The 17,713-nt window shown below is 65.3% G+C and carries 15 protein-coding genes and 2 pseudogenes; 14 read left to right on the forward strand and 3 right to left on the reverse strand.

What is annotated here, in order from left to right; all coding sequences use genetic code 11:
• The first annotated feature begins 18 nt into the window (after nucleotides 1-18).
• The 4 genes from rplI (at nucleotide 19) to radA (ending at nucleotide 4,463) form a co-directional block, all read left to right on the forward strand.
• A complete protein-coding gene (rplI, locus tag EBS_RS05235) occupies nucleotides 19-474 on the forward strand; it encodes a 50S ribosomal protein L9 (protein ID WP_043107659.1) in 456 nt (151 codons plus the stop codon).
• A 186-nt stretch (nucleotides 475-660) separates the two neighbouring features.
• A complete protein-coding gene (gene dnaB, locus EBS_RS05240; protein WP_052199608.1) occupies nucleotides 661-2,016 on the forward strand; it encodes a replicative DNA helicase in 1,356 nt (451 codons plus the stop codon).
• Complete coding sequence (gene alr / locus EBS_RS05245; RefSeq protein WP_052199328.1) at nucleotides 1,997-3,097, forward strand: alanine racemase; 1,101 nt, start codon at nucleotides 1,997-1,999, stop codon at nucleotides 3,095-3,097. The genes dnaB and alr overlap by 20 nt, the downstream gene beginning before the upstream one ends.
• A 1-nt stretch (nucleotide 3,098) precedes the next feature.
• Nucleotides 3,099-4,463 carry a DNA repair protein RadA gene (gene radA / locus EBS_RS05250; RefSeq protein WP_043107660.1) on the forward strand — a complete coding sequence of 455 codons (1,365 nt, stop codon included), beginning with the start codon at nucleotides 3,099-3,101 and terminating at the stop codon, nucleotides 4,461-4,463.
• Nucleotides 4,464-4,499: 36 nt separating this feature from the next.
• Here radA and EBS_RS05255 read toward each other — a convergent pair whose 3' ends face one another.
• Both EBS_RS05255 and EBS_RS05260 read right to left on the reverse strand, forming a co-directional pair.
• On the reverse strand, nucleotides 4,500-4,868 hold the full coding sequence (locus tag EBS_RS05255) for a PilZ domain-containing protein (RefSeq protein ID WP_081999835.1): 369 nt from the start codon (nucleotides 4,866-4,868) through the stop codon (nucleotides 4,500-4,502).
• A 48-nt stretch (nucleotides 4,869-4,916) separates the two neighbouring features.
• A complete protein-coding gene (locus EBS_RS05260) occupies nucleotides 4,917-6,221 on the reverse strand; it encodes an HlyC/CorC family transporter (protein WP_043107662.1) in 1,305 nt (434 codons plus the stop codon).
• Nucleotides 6,222-6,673: 452 nt separating this feature from the next.
• Here EBS_RS05260 and EBS_RS05265 point away from each other — a divergent pair, with 452 nt between their 5' ends.
• The 10 genes and pseudogenes from EBS_RS05265 to EBS_RS05310 all read left to right on the forward strand — a co-directional run bounded on the left by EBS_RS05265 (nucleotide 6,674) and on the right by EBS_RS05310 (nucleotide 16,840).
• Nucleotides 6,674-8,146 carry a sigma-54 interaction domain-containing protein gene (locus tag EBS_RS05265; protein WP_052199329.1) on the forward strand — a complete coding sequence of 491 codons (1,473 nt, stop codon included), beginning with the start codon at nucleotides 6,674-6,676 and terminating at the stop codon, nucleotides 8,144-8,146.
• Nucleotides 8,147-8,396: 250 nt separating this feature from the next.
• Nucleotides 8,397-9,464 (forward strand): sensor histidine kinase, encoded by a 1,068-nt coding sequence (locus EBS_RS05270; RefSeq protein ID WP_052199330.1) that lies wholly within the window; start codon nucleotides 8,397-8,399, stop codon nucleotides 9,462-9,464.
• Between the two features lie 5 nt (nucleotides 9,465-9,469).
• A pseudogene (locus tag EBS_RS05275) lies at nucleotides 9,470-10,809 on the forward strand (sigma-54-dependent transcriptional regulator).
• A 77-nt stretch (nucleotides 10,810-10,886) separates the two neighbouring features.
• Nucleotides 10,887-11,207: a flagellar hook-basal body complex protein FliE gene (gene fliE, locus EBS_RS05280; RefSeq protein ID WP_043107663.1), complete on the forward strand. Its 321-nt coding sequence runs from the start codon at nucleotides 10,887-10,889 to the stop codon at nucleotides 11,205-11,207.
• Between the two features lie 209 nt (nucleotides 11,208-11,416).
• Nucleotides 11,417-12,961, forward strand: a complete 1,545-nt coding sequence (gene fliF / locus EBS_RS05285) for a flagellar basal-body MS-ring/collar protein FliF (protein WP_231892850.1) — start codon at nucleotides 11,417-11,419, stop codon at nucleotides 12,959-12,961.
• Nucleotides 12,951-13,995: pseudogene (gene fliG / locus EBS_RS05290) on the forward strand (flagellar motor switch protein FliG). Before fliF ends, fliG begins: the two are co-directional and overlap by 11 nt.
• Nucleotides 13,996-14,000: 5 nt before the next feature.
• Nucleotides 14,001-14,693 carry a flagellar assembly protein FliH gene (locus EBS_RS05295; RefSeq protein ID WP_081999836.1) on the forward strand — a complete coding sequence of 231 codons (693 nt, stop codon included), beginning with the start codon at nucleotides 14,001-14,003 and terminating at the stop codon, nucleotides 14,691-14,693.
• Complete coding sequence (gene fliI / locus EBS_RS05300; protein ID WP_043107664.1) at nucleotides 14,668-16,032, forward strand: flagellar protein export ATPase FliI; 1,365 nt, start codon at nucleotides 14,668-14,670, stop codon at nucleotides 16,030-16,032. The genes EBS_RS05295 and fliI overlap by 26 nt, the downstream gene beginning before the upstream one ends.
• Nucleotides 16,022-16,450, forward strand: coding sequence for a flagellar export protein FliJ (fliJ, locus tag EBS_RS05305; protein WP_043107665.1), 429 nt, complete (start codon nucleotides 16,022-16,024; stop codon nucleotides 16,448-16,450). Before fliI ends, fliJ begins: the two co-directional genes overlap by 11 nt.
• A 165-nt stretch (nucleotides 16,451-16,615) precedes the next feature.
• A complete protein-coding gene (locus EBS_RS05310; RefSeq protein ID WP_043107666.1) occupies nucleotides 16,616-16,840 on the forward strand; it encodes a DUF2970 domain-containing protein in 225 nt (74 codons plus the stop codon).
• A 334-nt stretch (nucleotides 16,841-17,174) separates the two neighbouring features.
• Here EBS_RS05310 and EBS_RS05315 read toward each other — a convergent pair whose 3' ends face one another.
• Nucleotides 17,175-17,597, reverse strand: coding sequence for a hypothetical protein (locus EBS_RS05315; protein WP_043107667.1), 423 nt, complete (start codon nucleotides 17,595-17,597; stop codon nucleotides 17,175-17,177).
• Nucleotides 17,598-17,713 lie beyond the last annotated feature (116 nt).

Below are 17,713 nucleotides of genomic sequence, written 5' to 3' on the forward strand. Positions count from 1 at the left end.
GAGAAGGGGTTTGAAACGATGGAAGTCATTCTGCTGGAAAAAGTCGAGAATCTGGGTACCTTGGGCGACAAGGTGACCGTCAAGTCGGGTTATGCCCGCAACTTTCTGATTCCCAAGGGCAAGGCCGTGTTCGCCAGCCCCGAGAACATCAAGATGTTCGAGGAGCGCCGCGCCGAGCTCGAGAAACAGGAGGCCGAGAAGCTGGCCGCCGCCGAGGCACGCAAGGCGCAGATCCAGGCGCTGGAAAATGGCGTGACCATCGCGCACAAGGCCGGCGAGGAAGGCAAGCTGTTCGGCTCGGTGGGTACCGGCGACATCGTTGCGGCCTGCCAGGACGCGGGTATCGAGATCGCCCGCTCGGAGGTGCGCATGCCCGAGGGCACCTTCCGTGTCACCGGCGAATACACCGTGGTGCTGCATCTGCATACCGACGTGGACGCGGAGCTGAAGGTCAACGTGGTCGCCGAGGAGTGATCTGAAGCGACGCGTGCGACGCATCCTGACGCCCCGGCCGCGCAAGCTGCCGGGGTGTTTGCGTTTCGGGATCCCGTTCTTTTTGTGATTCCAATGTGATTCAATAGGCCCATGTCCATGGATTCCGACCAGTTTCCCCCGCCGCTCGAAGTGACGCCGCAGGCCAGCCTGCCGGCCGAGGCCGCCATGGAAGCCCTGCGCCTGCCACCGCATTCCATCCAGGCCGAACAGGCGGTGCTCGGCGGCGTGATGCTCGATGACGAGGCCTGGGAGCGGGTTGCCGACCAGATTACCGCCGAGGACTTCTACCGCCGCGAACACCAGGCGATCTTCCGCGCGATGACGGCGCTGGGCGAGGCCGATCAGCCGCTGGACGTGGTTACCCTGGCCGAAGAGCTGGAGCGGCGCGGGGAACTGGCCGATGTGGGTGGTCTGCCGTACCTGGGCATGCTGGCCAACGATACGCCGACGGCCTCCAATGTCGGTGCCTATGCGCGCCTGGTGCGCGAGCAGTCGGTGATGCGCCAGTTGATCCGTGCCGGCAACCGCATCGCCGAGAGCTGCTATCGCCCGGAGGGGCGCAAGGTCGATCAGTTGCTCGACGAGGCCGAGAACCTGGTGTTCCAGATCGCCGAGCAGCAGGCCAAGGGGCGCTCGGGATTCCGGCCCATTACCGAGCTGCTCACCGACACGGTCAATCGTATCGAGGAGCTGTACTCCAGCGGCACGGCGATGACCGGGGTGCCCACCGGTTTCGATGATTTCGATGCCAAGACCTCGGGCCTCCAGAAATCCGATCTCATCATCGTTGCCGGCCGGCCCTCGATGGGCAAGACCACCTTCGCCATGAACATCGCCGAGAACGTGGCGATCAGCGCCGGTCTGCCGGTGGCCATCTTTTCCATGGAAATGCCCGGCGAGGCCTTGACCATGCGCATGATCTCCTCGTTGGGTCGGATCAACCAGCAGGCGGTGCGCACCGGGAAGCTCGAGGATGACGACTGGCCGCGTGTGACCTCGGCGGTCAGCCTGTTGCAGCAGGCCAAGCTGTTCATCGACGACACCCCGGCACTCAGCCCCACCGAGGTGCGTGCACGTTGCCGCCGGTTGATGAAGGAGTACGGGCAGCTCGGCCTGGTGGTGATCGACTACCTGCAATTGATGCAGGCGCCCGACGCCGGGGAGAACCGTACCAACGAGATCTCCGCCATCTCGCGCGGGCTCAAGACCCTGGCCAAGGAACTGAACGTGCCGGTGATCGCACTCTCGCAGCTCAACCGTTCGCTCGAGCAGCGGCCCAACAAGCGCCCGGTAATGTCCGACCTGCGCGAGTCCGGTGCCATCGAGCAGGATGCGGACCTGATCGTCTTCATCTATCGCGACGAGGTGTACAACGAGGACTCGCCAGACAAGGGCAAGGCCGAGATCATCATCGGCAAGCAGCGTAACGGCCCCATCGGCACCGTTACTCTCACCCTCCAGGGGCAGTACACACGCTTCGACAACTATGCCTACGACGCCTATGCCGACCTCGATCACTGAGGTGGCCGGCGGCGCCTGTGCGCGCATCGACCTGGCTGCCCTGCGACACAACCTGGGGGTGGTGCGCGATCGTGCCCCGGGGCGGCGGGTGATGGCAGTGATCAAGTCACAGGCCTATGGACACGGCATGCTGCCGGTGGCGCAAGCGCTGCGGGAGCAGGTGGACGCCTTCGCACTGGCGCGCATCGACGAGGCGGTCGCATTGCGCGAGGCCGGTATCGACGCCCCGCTGGTGGTGCTCGAGGGGCCGCTGACGGCGGACGATCTCGGGCTGGCGCGGCGGCACGATCTGGCGCTGGTGATCCACGATCTGCACCAGCTCGCCTTGCTGCAGGCTGATATGAGCGGCGGCGCGCTCGACTGCTGGATCAAGTTCGACACCGGCATGCACCGCCTGGGTTTCGACCCGGCGCAGGCCGACTGGCTGCTCGAGCAACTCCGCGCCCCGCCGTGGCTGCGTCTGGCGGGGCTGATGACCCACCTGGCGAATGCCGACGACCTCTCCGATACCACCACCGAAACCCAGCTGGCGCGCATGCGCACGGTGCTGCCCGGGTGCGGCCTGGCGCGCTCGCTCGCCAACTCGGCAGGCATCCTCGCCTGGCCCGACAGCCATGCCGACTGGGTGCGCCCCGGTCTGATGCTCTATGGCGCCTCGCCGCTGACCGGCCGCGATGCGGACGCGCTCGATCTGCGCCCGGTGATGACCCTGAGCGCGCCGTTGCTGGCGGTACGCCGCGTGCCGCGTGGCGAGCCGGTCGGCTATGGCGGTACCTGGCGTGCGCCCGAGGACCTGTCGCTGGGTGTGGTCGGTATCGGTTACGGCGACGGCTATCCCCGGCACATCGGGCAGGCAGCGCAGGCCCTGTTGCGTGGGCGACGGCTGCCCGTGGTCGGCCGGGTGTCCATGGACATGCTGATGGTCGATCTGCGCGGCCTGCCCGAGGCGCGGGTGGGCGACCGGGTGACGCTCTGGGGCGAGGGCCTGCCGGTCGACGAAGTGGCGCGCTGGGCGGATACCATTCCCTACACCCTGTTCTGCGGTGTCACTGCCCGGGTGGCGCGCGACTACGGAGGCTGACATGGCGAGGGCACCCAAGGTCCGTTACCTGTGCAGCGAGTGCGGCGCCAGCCATCCCAAGTGGGTGGGGCAGTGCGCCGATTGCGGGGCCTGGAACACCCTCCAGGAAGAGACCGCGCCGGCAGCCGCGCCAGGTGGGCGCTTTGCCGGCTACGCCGGTGATGCGCGTGCCCAGTCGGTGCGTCGCCTGTCCGAGGTCACGCCGCAGCAGACACAACGCATCGCCACCGGCCTGGGCGAGCTGGACCGGGTGCTCGGCGGCGGGCTGGTGCCCGGCTCGGTGACCCTGATCGGCGGCGACCCGGGTATCGGCAAGTCCACCCTGCTGATCCAGGCGATGGCGCTGCTCGCCGAGCAGATGCCGGTGCTGTACGTCAGTGGCGAGGAATCGGCCGAGCAGATCAGTCTGCGCGCGCAACGCCTTGGTCTGCCCGGCGAGAAGGTACAGCTGCTCACCGAGACCCAGGTCGAGCGCATCATCGACCTGGCCGGGCGCCACGGACCGCGTGCGCTGGTGCTCGATTCCATTCAGACTTTCCATACCGAGGAATTGCAGTCGGCGCCTGGCTCGGTGGCTCAGGTGCGCGAGTCGGCGGCGCGCCTGGTGCGTTTTGCCAAGCAGACCGGCACCAGCCTGTTCCTGGTGGGGCACGTCACCAAGGAAGGGGCGCTGGCCGGACCGCGGGTGCTCGAGCACATGGTCGATACAGTGCTGTATTTCGAGGGCGAGAGCGGCAGTCCCTTCCGCCTGGTACGGGCCATCAAGAACCGTTTCGGCGCGGTCAACGAACTGGGTGTGTTCGCCATGACCGACAAGGGCCTGCGCGAGGTGAGCAATCCTTCGGCGATTTTCCTCTCACGCCACGAGGAACAGGTGCCGGGCAGTGCCATCCTGGTCACCCGCGAGGGCACGCGGCCGCTGCTGGTCGAGGTGCAGGCACTGGTGGATCAGAGCCCGCTGGGCAACCCGCGCCGGGTGGCGCTGGGCCTGGAGCAGAACCGCCTGTCCATGTTGCTGGCAGTGCTGCACCGGCACGGCGGGATCGGCATGTATGACCAGGACGTGTTCCTGAACGTGGTCGGCGGGGTGCGAGTGACCGAGCCGGCGGCGGACCTAGCGGTGCTGCTGGCGGTGCTCTCGAGCTTCCGCGACCAGCCGTTGCGCGGCGACCTGGTGACCTTCGGCGAGGTGGGGCTGGCCGGCGAGATCCGGCCCGTGCCCTCGGGACAGGAACGCCTGCGCGAGGCCGCCAAGCACGGCTTTCGGCGCGCCATCGTGCCCGCGGCCAACGCCCCGCGAAAGTCCATCGAAGGGCTGGAAGTGGTCCCGGTCCGTCGCCTCTCCGAGGCCATCGAGGCCTGTTGAGGTCGTGCCTTGTGGTTTTCCCGTGTTCGGTACGGTTCAGTTCGCCGAGAGCTCTTCGAGCTCGCGGGCGAGCAGTTCAGGGTCCCCCGCGTTGAGCTCCACCAGTCGGCGCAGCTGGCAGGCCTCTTCGATGTCGATGCCGGTGACGCGCAGGGCGATGTGCCGGGCCTCGGTGCGGCAGACTTCCACCTGCATGCGGATCAGGTAGTCTGGATCGTCGCACAGCGCGATGTCGGCCACGCCCTGGCTGCCGACCGCTGGTAGCGGTGTCTGTTCGGTGCGCATCAAGGCGCCACGCAGCGAAATGTCCAGCAGTTCACCCGGCCATGAGCGGCCGTCCGCGGCCAACAGCAGTGGTCGCCTGAGAATGATCCGCCGGAAGCGTCGCCTGTTCTCTCCAGTCACCTGGTTTGCCTCGCGTCCTGTGCCTTCCCGGGATAGCGGCCGGCGGGATCAGAAGTTGAGGTCTTCCTCGTCATTGGCCGCATCGAGTGCACGCCGCTCTGCCGGGCGGATGCGCGCGGTCTTTACCCGGTTGTCCTGGGTTTGCAGGATATCGATGGGATAGCCGTTGATCATTACCGAGGTGCCGGGTTCGGGCAGGCTCTGCAGGTGTTCGACGATCAGGCCGTTGAGGGTGTTCGGCCCGTCGGTCGGCAGGTCCCAGTGCAGGGTGCGCACCAGTTCACGCAGGCTGGCCGAGCCGTCTACCAGGAAGCTGCCGTCCTCCTGTGGCGTCACGTCCGCCAGGCTGTCGGCCGGGTCGGTGGTGAATTCGCCGACGATTTCCTCGAGCAGGTCGGCCATGGTCACCAGTCCCAGGATGTCGCCGTATTCGTCCACCACCAGGCCGGCGCGCCGCCGGCTGCGCTGGAAGTTGAGCAGCTGGTCATACAGCGAGGTGCCCTTGGGAACGAAGTAGGGCTCGCGGATCAGCGCGCGCAGCTCCTCGTGGGTCAGACCGTCGCGGTCGAGCGCGGCCTGCAGGATCTTGCGGGAATGCAGAAAGCCCAGCACGTGGTCGATGCTGCCCTCGTACACCAGTACCCGGGTGTAGGGCAGTTGCTGCAGCTGGTCGAGGATGACCGAGATGGGATCATGGATGTCGATGCCGTCGATCTCGGTGCGCGGCACCATGATGTCCTCGACGCGCACGTTCTCCAGGTCGAGCAGCGCCAGCAGCATCTGCTGGTGCTGTTGCGGGATCATGCTGGCGGCCTCGTTGACCACGGTGCGCAGTTCCTCGCGGCTGAGTACATCGGGCCCGCGGTGCTTCGGGTCGACCCCGAACAGGCGCAGCACCGAGTTGGCCAGCAGGTTGACGACCCATACCAGCGGGAACAGCAGACGCTGGGCGGGGGTGTAGACCCAGGCGGCGGGGAAGGCCAGGCGCTCGGGGTGCAGCGCGGCAAGTGTCTTGGGCGCGACCTCGGCAAAGATCAGTACCACCAGGGTGAGCAGCCCGGCGGCGATGGGGATGGCGCCCTCGCCACCGAGGCGCAAGGCGATCAGGGTGGCCAGCGAGGAGGCGAGGATGTTGACGAAGTTGTTGCCCAGCAGGATCAGGCCGATCAGCCGGTCGGGCTGTTCCAGCAGGCGCTGGGCTCGTCTTGCGCCCGGGTGACCGCCGCGCGCCAGGTGCTTCAACCGGTAGCGATTGAGCGTCATCAGCGCGGTTTCCGAGCCAGAAAAGAAGGCCGACAGGATCAGCAACAGGATCAGCGCGCCGAACAGGGCGCCTAGCGGTATGTCGTCCAAGGTGGAACCCCGGGTCAGGAAGATGCGCCAATTTCTAGGGTCTGGGCCGGGTGCTGTCAAGCGGGAAGCCGGGGTAACGGAAACCTGCAGGATGACGTTTTTTTGACATCCGTCGAGACAGGTGTTTAACTCGCGGAAATAGCAGCATTGCATCATGGTTTTGGTCTACTAAGACAACCATTAATCAAGGCCGCGCTCAGCGGGCTTCTGGGCGTTCAACCACAAGGCACGCCGACGCAGGCATAGTCACTCTATGTGTAAGTCGGCGTAACGCAGTGGGTGGGCACCCAGAAGCCCGCCCGCAGGGAGCCACCCGGATGTCCCGGCTCTGCGTTGCGGCTCTTGGCAAGGGCCCGCCATTCCCTGCGAGCCGCGCCTTGATCCGGAACAGCCGGGTGGCTCTGAGTGAGGCTTTGATTATGGTTGTCTTAGTTCAACCGCAGGAGACGTGGATGGCGCAGACAGCGACGGATAACACCCTCAAGGCGGCAGCCGCCCTTCTGGTGATGTCGGAGGGAGAATCCAGGAACTATCTGAAACACATCCTGGAGTTCGTCGATTGCAAGGTCGAGTTTCCGGACTCCCCCGAGGCGATGGTGCAGATGATCGACCGCTATGCCGAGCACTCGGTGTCGGTGTTCATGGGTACCGGTCTCCCCGCCGAGGAACGCGGTGCCTGGCTGCGGGCCATCGAGCAGGGCAAGGTCCGGCCGGCCCTGGTGCAGGTGCGCGAGAAGGAGGGGGCGGGCGAGGAGATGCTGGTCAGTGGTGACGTGATCGCCGTGTTGTCCTTGCCGGCGCACCTCGATGCCGTGATCTCCATTTTGCACCGTGCCCAGGTGTTTTCCGACAACCAGCGCCAGGGCGAGGGCGCGCGGCGGCCGGTGGAGCTGTTCCGCAGCCTTTCCGGCAACTCGCGGGCCACGCGCGAAATCAACAGGATGATCGAGCAGGTGGCAGACCGTGATGCCACGGTGCTGATCCTGGGCGAGTCGGGTACCGGCAAGGAAGTGGTGGCGCGCAAGCTGCACTACCACTCCAAGCGTCGTGGCAAGCCCTTCGTGCCGGTCAACTGTGGCGCCATCCCCGGCGACCTGCTTGAGAGCGAGTTGTTCGGCCACGAAAAGGGGGCCTTCACCGGGGCCATCAGTTCCCGTCAGGGACGTTTCGAGCTGGCCGAGGGCGGCACCCTGTTCCTCGACGAGATCGGCGACATGAGCATGCACATGCAGGTCAAGCTGCTGCGTGTGCTGCAGGAGCGCACCTTCGAACGGGTCGGCAGCAACAAGACCATACGCTGCAATGTGCGCATCATTGCCGCCACCCACCGTGACCTGGAGCAGGCCATCAAGGACGGTAATTTCCGCGAGGATCTCTATTACCGCTTGAACGTCTTTCCCATCGAGGTGCCGCCGCTGCGCGAGCGGGTGGAAGACATCCCGGTGCTGGTGGCCGATCTGATCGCCCGCATCGAGCACGAAAAGCGCGGTTCGGTGCGCCTGACTCCGGCGGCGGTCACCGCGCTTACCTATTACAGCTGGCCCGGCAATGTGCGTGAGCTGGCCAACCTGATGGAGCGTCTGGCCATTCTCTATCCCTACGGTGTGGTGGACGTGGGCGATCTGCCCGAGAAGTTTCGCGCCGGCATGCCTGCCCCGGCAGCATCGTCGACCGGCGAGGAGTTGCCTGAGGTCACGGTTGCGGGTACCCAGCCGGGCACGGTGACCACGGTGCCGCGCCTGCCGCCCAAAGGCATCGATCTCAAGGCCTACCTGGCCGACGTGGAACAGAGCCTGATCCGCCAGGCGCTGGAAGAAGCCGACGGCGTGGTGGCTCATGCCGCCAAGAAATTGCAGATGCGTCGCACCACACTGGTGGAAAAGCTGCGCAAGTACGGTCTCCAGCGTGCCAACGAGATGGCGTGAAGGGTGGACGGAAACTTGACGCACGCCTTTAATTCCACCGGCAACTGATTGATCTGAAAGCGATACCTGATTTAGGCACGACTCTTGCCTGATGCTGTTCGAAGTCATACGAACAGGAGGCCGGAGTCCCCATGAGCGTCACTTGTGCAACTCCCGCGCCCGACCGGGCGGCATCGCTCACCCAGGCGTTTGCGGATTTCAATGCCCTGTCTGAAAACTTACCCGGGCCTATGCCCGTCTCGAAGGCCAGGTGGCTGAACTGACGGCCGAGCTGGCCCGTTCGCGAGCCGCGCGCGAGGCCGAGCAACAGCAGCGTCTCCAGGCCGACGACCGGCTCTCGGTACTGCTCGAAGTGTTGCCCGCGGCTGTGATTCTGGTGGACGGGCGTGGGCGTATCGATCGCTTCAATCCCGCCGCCGAGGCCCTGTTCGAGGGATTGGGCTGGGGCAGACGCTGGCAGGAGGTGCGCGAGGACAACCTGCTCAGCCAGTGGGGTGAGAGCGATTGGCTGTTGCGCAACCGGCGCCGGCTCAGCGTCTCTTCGCGAGCGCTCAATGATGGTGGCGAGATCCTGTTGCTGGTCGATGTCACCGCGCAGCGCGAGCTCGAGGAGCGGGCGGCTCGGCAGGACCGGCTGGCTGACATGGGCGAGATGGCAGCGCAACTGGCGCACCAGATCCGCACCCCGCTGGCCACCGCCTTGCTCTACGGCGGGCAACTCGGCCGTGACGATCTGGATCCGGCACAGCGCCGGCAGTTCGCCGCCACTCTGGTCGAGGGCCTGAAACACACCGAGCGCCTGGTCTCGGACATGCTCGCCTTCAGTCGGGGAGGGCACTTCCAGCCCAATTCGGTATCACTGCGCGAGGTGGTGGTCGAGGCCGTGGACAGCCTGGGGCCGCGCCTGGCCGACGAGGAGATCACCCTGAAACTGCATCTCGACAATGCCAGCGAGTGCCAGGTGCTGGGCAATCGCGATGCCTTGCGCGGGGTGCTCTGCAACCTGCTCGACAATGCCCTGTACCACGCCGGCGAGCGCGGGCATCTCCAGGTCTCGCTCGAAGTGTCGGAAGGCGACCGGGTGCGCCTGCGCGTCGAGGACGACGGCCCGGGCATCCCCCCGGACATTCGCGAGCGTATCTTCGACCCCTTCTTCACCACCCGCGAGCGCGGCACCGGCCTGGGCCTGGCAGTGGCGCAGGCCGTGGTGCTGGCGCACGGTGGTGACATTGGCCTGTGCGATTCGGCGCTGGGCGGCGCCTGCTTCCGGATCGAGCTGCCGCGCCTGGACGCAGCAGAAACGGGAGAGACGGCATGAACGGCATGAACGGCAAGTGCATCCTGGTGGTAGAAGACGACAGCGCCCTGGCGCAGGCACTGAAGGATACCCTGTCGCTGTCGGGCTACGAGGTGGCGACAGCCACCGATGGCGAGCAGGCTCTGGCCCTGCTGGAGCGCCAGCCGGCCGACATGGTGCTGACCGACGTGCAGATGCGCCCCATGGACGGTCAGACCCTGTTGCGTCACCTGCGCAACCGGCATGCCGGCCTGCCGGTACTGGTGATGACCGCCTACGGCACGGTGGAACAGGCGGTCGAGGCCATGAAACTGGGTGCCGTGGACTATCTGGCCAAACCCTTCGAGGTAGGCGACCTGCTGGAGAAGGTTGCACGTTTCCTGCCGCGACAAGAGATCACGCCCGGTGAGATGATCGCCGAGGACCTGCGTACCCGCGGGCTGGCCGAACTGGCGCGCCGCGTGGCGGCTTCGGATGCCACGGTAATGATCGGTGGCGAGTCCGGCACTGGCAAGGAGGTGCTGGCGCGCTTCATCCATGCCCATTCGGCGCGCGCCGACGGCCCCTTCGTGGCCATCAACTGTGCGGCCATTCCCGAGAACATGCTCGAGGCAGTGCTTTTCGGTTACGAGAAGGGTGCCTTCACCGGCGCGGTGCGCGCCTCGGCCGGCAAGTTCGAACAGGCCCAGGGTGGCACCCTGCTGCTCGACGAGATCTCGGAGATGAGCCTGCCCCTGCAGGCCAAATTGCTGCGCGTGTTGCAGGAGCGCGAGGTGGAGCGCATCGGCGGACGTGAGCTGATCCAGCTCGACGTGCGTGTGTTGGCCACCAGCAACCGGCATTTGCGCGAGGAAGTGGCCGCCGGCCGTTTCCGCGAGGACCTGTTCTACCGGCTCAATGTGTTCCCCATCACCTTGCCGCCGTTGCGCGAGCGTCCGCGGGATATCCTGCCGCTGGCGCGTTTTCTGCTCGCGCGCCAGCGCCAGCCCGGTCAGGCCCTGCCGGAACTGCTGCCCGAGGCCGAGGCCCGCCTGTTGGCGCACAACTGGCCAGGCAATGTGCGCGAGCTGGACAACCTGATGCAACGTGCCCTGATCCTCTGCGACGGCGAATGCATCCGTGCCGCCGACATTCTGTTCGAGGCCGAAGGGAACGCCCCCCCGTGCCTCCGCCCGCGGTGGCAACGGAATCCGAGGCGCCCAAGCGCCTCAACGACGACCTGCGTTCGGTCGAGGAGCAGTTGATCCTCGATGCTCTGCGCACGGGCGGCAGCCGCAAGGCCGCTGCCGACATCCTGGGCATCAGTCCGCGCACCCTGCGCTACAAGCTGCAGAAGTTGCGTGAGGCCGGCGTGGCCATCCCCTGAGACTGGCCCGCTTCTTGCCCTGTTGTTGAACAGATCCGCTTGATGACGAAAAACCGGCGAACAACGGAGTCGAAGACATGAGCACACCGGAGATTTCCCAGGTACTGGCACAGATGCGGCTGATGGCCGCGCAGGCAGGCAGTCCTGCCGCCAAGGCCACGCCGGCAGCCGAGGACGTCAGCTTCCAGGCGTTGTTGGGCAAGTCCATCGACAAGGTCAATGACATGCAGCAGCAGGCCGAGGCCCTCAAGACCGGTTTCGAGACCGGCGAGCCCGGCGTCGACCTGGCGCAGGTGATGATCGCCAGCCAGAAGGCCGGACTGGCCTTTGCCGCCATGACCGAGGTGCGCAACAAGCTGGTCGAGGCCTACAAGGACGTCATGAACATGCCGCTGTGAGGCGGCCCATTCGACGACAGAGGTAGCAGCACATGGCAGACGCCACCGAGAGCACCGCCCTGAGCACCGGCAATGCCCTGCCTGATCCGGCGGCTACGCTCAAGGACAATCCCATCTTCCGCTAGCTGGCGGTGATGATCGGGATTGCCGCCAGCGTGGCCCTGGGGGTGGCCGTGGTACTCTGGTCGTAGACGCCCACCCTGGCGCCGTTGTACGGTAATCTGGCCGAGAAGGATGCCACCGAGGTACTCGAGGTGTTGCAGAAGAACGGGGTCGAGTACCGTGTGGACGAGACCACCGGCAGCATCCTGGTGCCGGCCGGCAAGGTCAAGGAGCTGCGCATGCAGCTCGCCGCTGCCGGCCTGCCCAACAGCACCGGCATGGGCTTCGAACTGTTGCAGAAGGACATGGGCTTTGGTGCCAGCCGGGTGATCGAGCGCGCACGCTATCTGCAGGCCATGCAGGGTGAGCTGGCGCGCACCATCGCCACCATCGGTGCGATACAGAGCGCGCGGGTGCATCTGGCCATCCCCAAGCAGTCGGTGTTCGTGCGCGACCGCAAGAAGCCCAGCGCAGCGGTCACGGTCAAGCTGCTCGCCGGGCGCACGCTCGATCCGGGACAGGTGCGCGCCATCGTACACCTGGTGGCCTCCAGCGTGCCTGAGCTCGAGCCGGCACGGGTCACGGTGGTCGATCATCGTGGCAAGTTGCTCAGTGGCGACCAGGCCGATGACGACATCGAGCGTTCGAGCAGCCATTTCGAGTACACCCGCAAGGTCGAAGAGCATTTGCGCCGGCGCATCGAGGATCTGCTCGTGCCCATCGTGGGCAAGGACCAGGTGCGCGCCCAGGTCACCGCGGACATCGACTTCACGGTCACCGAGCAGACCCAGGAACGCTACAACCCCGATCAGCCGGCACTGCGCAGCGAACAGATCAACGAGCAGCAGCGCAGCAGTGGCGCGCCGCAGGGCATCCCCGGCGCGTTGAGCAACCAGCCGCCGGCGGCCGGCACGGCCCCCGAGACGGCGCAGGGGCAGGGGGCCGGCGGGACATCCTCACTGGTCGATACCACCCGCCAGGCCACGCGCAACTATGAACTCGACCGCATAGTCAGCCATACGCGTCAGGCCCCGGCAGTGCTGCGTCGCCTGTCGGTGGCGGTCGTGGTGGACGACGTGGTGACCACCGGGCCGGATGGCAAGGTGACTCGTCGCGAGCGCACGCCCGAGGAGATCGAGCGCATCACCCAGCTGGTGCGCGAGGCCATCGGTTTCGATGCGCGCCGGGGCGACAGCGTGAAGGTCATCAATAGTCCCTTCCTGGCCCCCGAACCGGTCGAAGACCTGCCAGAACCGCCGCTCTGGGAACAGGCATGGTTCCTGGATCTGGTCAAGCAGGTGGGAGGGCTGCTGCTGGTGCTGTTGCTGGTGTTCGGCGTGCTGCGCCCGACCCTCAAGCGCCTGACCAGCCCGCCCGAGAGCACCGAGCTGGCGCTGGCCGGTGCCGGTGCCGAGGGAGTCGCAGCGGGACCCGAGGGCGCAGTGGTGAGCGGCCCGCTGGGGCCGGACGGGCAGCCGCTGGAAGGCCACGGAGAAGGTGGCCTGGCCTTGGGCAAGAGCGGCGAGCCGATCAAGCTGCCCGGCGGTGGCGAGTACGAAAACATCATGGAGGCTGCGCGCAAGCTGGTGGACGAAGATCCCAAGCGCGTGGCGCAACTGGTCAAGATCTGGATAGCCGAAGATGCCAGCTGATACCGCGCAGAAAGAGACCGACCAGCAGGTCGTGGCCCGCCTTTCCGGGCTGGAGCGTTCGGCCCTGCTGATGCTGGGGCTGGGCGAGAACCATGCCGCCGAGGTGCTCAAGTACATGGAGCCCAAGGAGGTACAGGAGATCGGCCTGGCGATGCCCCCCCCTGAGCAACATCACCAACTCGCAGATGGAGCTGGTGATGCACGAGTTCGTCGAGGCCATCGGCGAGCAGACCTCGCTGGGCATGGGCTCGGACGAGTACATCCGCAACATGCTCACCAAGGCGCTGGGTTCGGACAAGGCCAGCGGGGTGATCGACCGTATCCTGCTTGGACGCAACAGCAAGGGCCTGGAGCAGCTCAAGTGGATGGATCCCAGGGCCATCGCCGAGTTGATCCGCTACGAGCATCCGCAGATCATCGCCATCGTGATGTCCTTTCTCGATCCGGACCAGGCCGCCGGCGTACTCGCCGAGTTCCACGATCCACGCGTGCGCAACGACGTGATCATGCGTATCGCCACCCTCGAGGGCATACAGCCCAATGCCTTGCAGGAGCTCGACAAGATCCTCGAACGCCAGCTCGAGGGCAACACCAACATCAAGTCCTCGGCACTGGGCGGCGTGAAGAAGGCGGCAGACATTCTCAACTTCGTCGATGGCTCTATCGAAGCCGAGATCATCGAGGGTATCCAGAAGGCCGACGAGGAGCTGGCGCAGGAGATCCAGGACAACATGTTCGTGTTCGAGAACCTCATCGATCTCGACGACCGCGGCATGCAGACCCTGTTGCGCGAAGTTTCTTCCGATCAACTGCTGCTGGCCTTGCGTGGTGCGCCCGATGCGCTCAAGGAGAAGATCTTCAAGAACATGTCGTCCCGCGCTGCCGAGATGCTCAAGGACGATCTCGAGGCCGCGCCGCCGGTCAAGGTGTCGGATGTCGAGGCCGCGCAGAAGGAGATCCTGTCGATCGCCCGCAAGCTGGCCGAGGCTGGCGACATCATGCTCGGGGGCGGTGGCGGTGACGACTTCATCTGAGTGCCATGACTGATCCCCGTCACAAGCGCAGCCGAGTGATACGCGCCGCAGAAGGCCACGCGCAGCAATGGCAGCCGCCGGATATGGGTGGGCGTTCGGTGCAGGAAGCGAACGAGCCTGCGCCGTTGCTCACCGCGGCCGAGCTCGAGGAGCTGGCGGCACGCGCTCAGCAGGAGGGCTATGAACAGGGGCGCTCGGAAGGCTTCGAGTTCGGTCATCGTGAGGGGCTGGAGGCCGGCCGGCGCGAGATCCAGGAAAAGCTGGCGGTGTTCGATCGCCTCTTGCAGACACTCGAGACGCCCTTCGAGGAACTGGACGACCAGGTCGAGCAGGAAGTGGTGACCCTGGTGATCGCCATGGTGCGTCAGCTGATCCGCCGCGAGATCCGCACCGACCCTTCGCACATCGTGGGTGTGGTGCGCGAGGCGCTGAACATCCTGCCGGTGAACACCCGGCGCATCCGCGTGCTGCTGCATCCCGACGACGCGGCGGTGGTGCGCGAGGCCTATACCCTGGGCGAGTCGGACCAGAAGTGGCAGATCATCGAGGACCCGGTGATCCAGCGCGGCGGCTGCCGAGTGGTCACCGAGCACTCGCAGATCGATGCCACCCTCGAGTCGCGTATCAATGCCCTGATTGCCCCACTGCTGGGTATCGATCGGGAACGCAAGCATGCCGCCGAATCCGCAGCGCAGTGAGATCTGGGCGCGGCGCGTGGCGCGCCTGGCCGAGGTGATGCCCGAGACCCGCGGCCTGGTGGTCGAGGGCAAGCTCACGCGCATGGTCGGCCTTACCCTGGAGGCCATCGGTTGCCGTGCGGCCATCGGCGAGATCTGCGAGATCATCAACAATGGCGGCGAGACCATCGAGGCCGAGGTGGTGGGTTTCGCTGGTGAAAGCCTGTACCTCATGCCCACCGGTGACTTGCATGGTCTGCAGGCCGATGCCCGGGTGGTGCCCACCGGGCGGGTGTCCGAGGTGGCGGTGGGCGAGGCACTGCTTGGTCGGGTGATCGACGGCAGCGGTCTTCCACTGGACGGCCAGGGTCCGCTGGCGGTCCGCGAACGCTGGCCGCTCACCGGTGAGTCCATCAACCCGCTCAGCCGTGCGCCCATCCGTGAGCCCCTGGACGTGGGCATCCGCGCCATCAATGCCCTGCTCAGTGTCGGTCGTGGGCAGCGGCTGGGGCTGTTCGCCGGCTCCGGCGTGGGCAAGTCGGTGCTGCTGGGCATGATGACCCGCTACACCAATGCCGACGTGGTGGTGGTGGGGCTGATCGGCGAGCGGGGGCGTGAGGTCAAGGAATTCATCGACAACATCCTCGGCAGCGAGGGCATGGCGCGCTCGGTGGTGGTGGCGGTACCCGCTGATCAGCCGCCACTGCGGCGCATGCACGGTGCCATGCTGGCGACCTCGGTGGCCGAGTATTTCCGCAGCCGCGGCAAGCAGGTGTTGCTGCTGATGGACTCGCTGACCCGTTTCGCCCAGGCACAGCGCGAGATCGGACTGGCGATCAACGAGCCGCCGGCCACCAAGGGCTATCCACCCTCGGTGTTCGCCAAGTTGCCACAACTGGTGGAGCGTGCGGGCAACGGCGAGCGTGACAGTGGTTCGATCACCGCCTTCTACACGGTACTGGCCGAGGGGGATGACCAGAACGATCCCATCGCGGATGCGGCGCGTGCCATCCTCGATGGCCACATCGTGCTGTCGTGGCGTATCGCCGAGACCGGGCAGTATCCAGCGATCGACATCGAGGCATCGGTCAGTCGTGCCATGAACGACATTGTTACACGCGAGCACCGGTTGGCCGCGCGCGCCTTCAAGCAGCTCTACAGCCTGTACCAGCAGAACCGTGACTTGATCAGCGTCGGCGCCTACGAGCCGGGCTCGAATGCGCAGATCGACCAGGCCATCCAGGCCATGCCGGCCTTGCAGGCCTTCCTGGCTCAGGACATGGACACTCGAGTGGATCTGCGACAGAGCCTGGACGAGCTGATGGCCCTGTTCCCGCAGGAGGCCTCCGATGTCTCGTGATTCGAAGCGTTTCGAGACCATCCGTCGCCTGGCCGAGAAAAAGGAGCACGATGCGGCTGCCTTGCTGGCGCGGGTCCGCCGGGAGCGGGATCAGGCCCGTCATCGCTTGCAGGAACTCGAGGCCTTTCGCCGCGAGTACCTGGAAGGACACGGACGGGTTTCTGCCAGTGGCTCGCCGGCGCGGTTACGCGAGTTCCAGGCCTTCATCGACAAGCTGGAACAGGCGATCGACACCCAGCGCCGACTGGTGGAGGAGAGTGAGGCGAGGCATCAGCAGGCCCGGCAAGCCTGGCAGGAACGTCATACGCGAACGCGGGCTATCGGTAACGCGGTTGAACAGAAGCGTAACGACGAACGTGCTCGTGAGGCCCGCCAGGAGCAGCGGCAACTGGATGACCGGGTGCTGCGCCGCGAGTGAGCCGCCGCTGGTCGTCACTTTTTGTATTTCTTGTATGATGTGATTGCGGGACGCGCCGAAGTGGCTTCCTGCTTCTGCACGTGGGGACATGGCGGTGTTTCAGGGGCCCCCGAAACGAAGCCATTGTGTTTTGCTCGAAATGATACTGCCGGAGAATCCACTGAGATGGCTGATGACAGAGAAAAAGATCGGCTGACCTTCTGGCAGGTGTTTTCCAGCGTGCTGGCCTCCTTCGCCGGGGTGCAGAGCGATGAAAGACGGCGCCGTGACTTCAGGCACGGTCGGCCTCGCGATTTCATTATCGTGGGAGTAGTGCTCACCGGGCTTTTCATACTCGCCATATGGGGCGTGGTGAGCCTGGTGATGAAGCTGGCGGTGCCGGACAGCTAACGCGAATATTTCACCCGTCGAACAGCGCTGGCATCGTACCCCCCTGTTCTGCTTGGAGAATCGTTCAAGAGGGCGGGGCAGACGCCGGTTGCGGTTTTTTATCCGGCGCCGTTCTATTCCTGTCGGCGGTTTCTCGCTTGTTGTGGCTTGATTTTCGCTCAAGCGATACCCGGGCTATCGTTTTCTCTACTGATTGGCGTCACAACGGCTGCGAACTTTACCGGCTCTCGGGATGCTGATGAAACATCCGGGCCAGGGAACCGCTTCCGATCTCACATGAAAAAGGCCTTCCCGATTTGCGGGAAGGCCTTGTGTGACCGCATCGGGTATGCGATCAGGCAATGACGTAGGTGGAGCGCTTGGGCGATTTGATCTTGCCCTGGCGCTTCAGGTAGGCCAGCGTCTGGTTCAGATTGTTGGCGACCACGCCATGCTTGGCCAGTTCGGCCTTGAGATCAGTCGTGGAATGCTCTTTCCTATCGGACAGGATCTCAAGCACGGTGTTGCTGACACGGCCCCGCCCACCACTTTTTCCACCCGTGGAGCGGACACGCCCGCCGAGTTCTCGGATCCTGGCGTCGATAGCTGCCAGTTCCTTGCGATGACGTGCCAGCAGAGCCTTACGTTCGGCCTTGGCCTTTTCCAGCTCGGCGCGCATGGCTTCGCGTTGACGCTCCTGTTCCTCGGCTTCCTTCGCCTTGGCCAGTTCATAGAGTTCCTGGGCGGTCATTTCGTCCACGGATTTCTTCTTCGCCATTTCATACCTCGTTGAAATTTTCAGTAGTTAAGTCGCCAACTGAATATTCTTGTTGTTGCCAACCTGTCGGCAGGAGCAAGTATAACAACAATGAAGATGATTTGTGAATGGATATG

The sequence above is a fragment of the endosymbiont of unidentified scaly snail isolate Monju genome, from assembly GCF_000801295.1.
GTDB lineage: Bacteria > Pseudomonadota > Gammaproteobacteria > Chromatiales > Chromatiaceae > MONJU.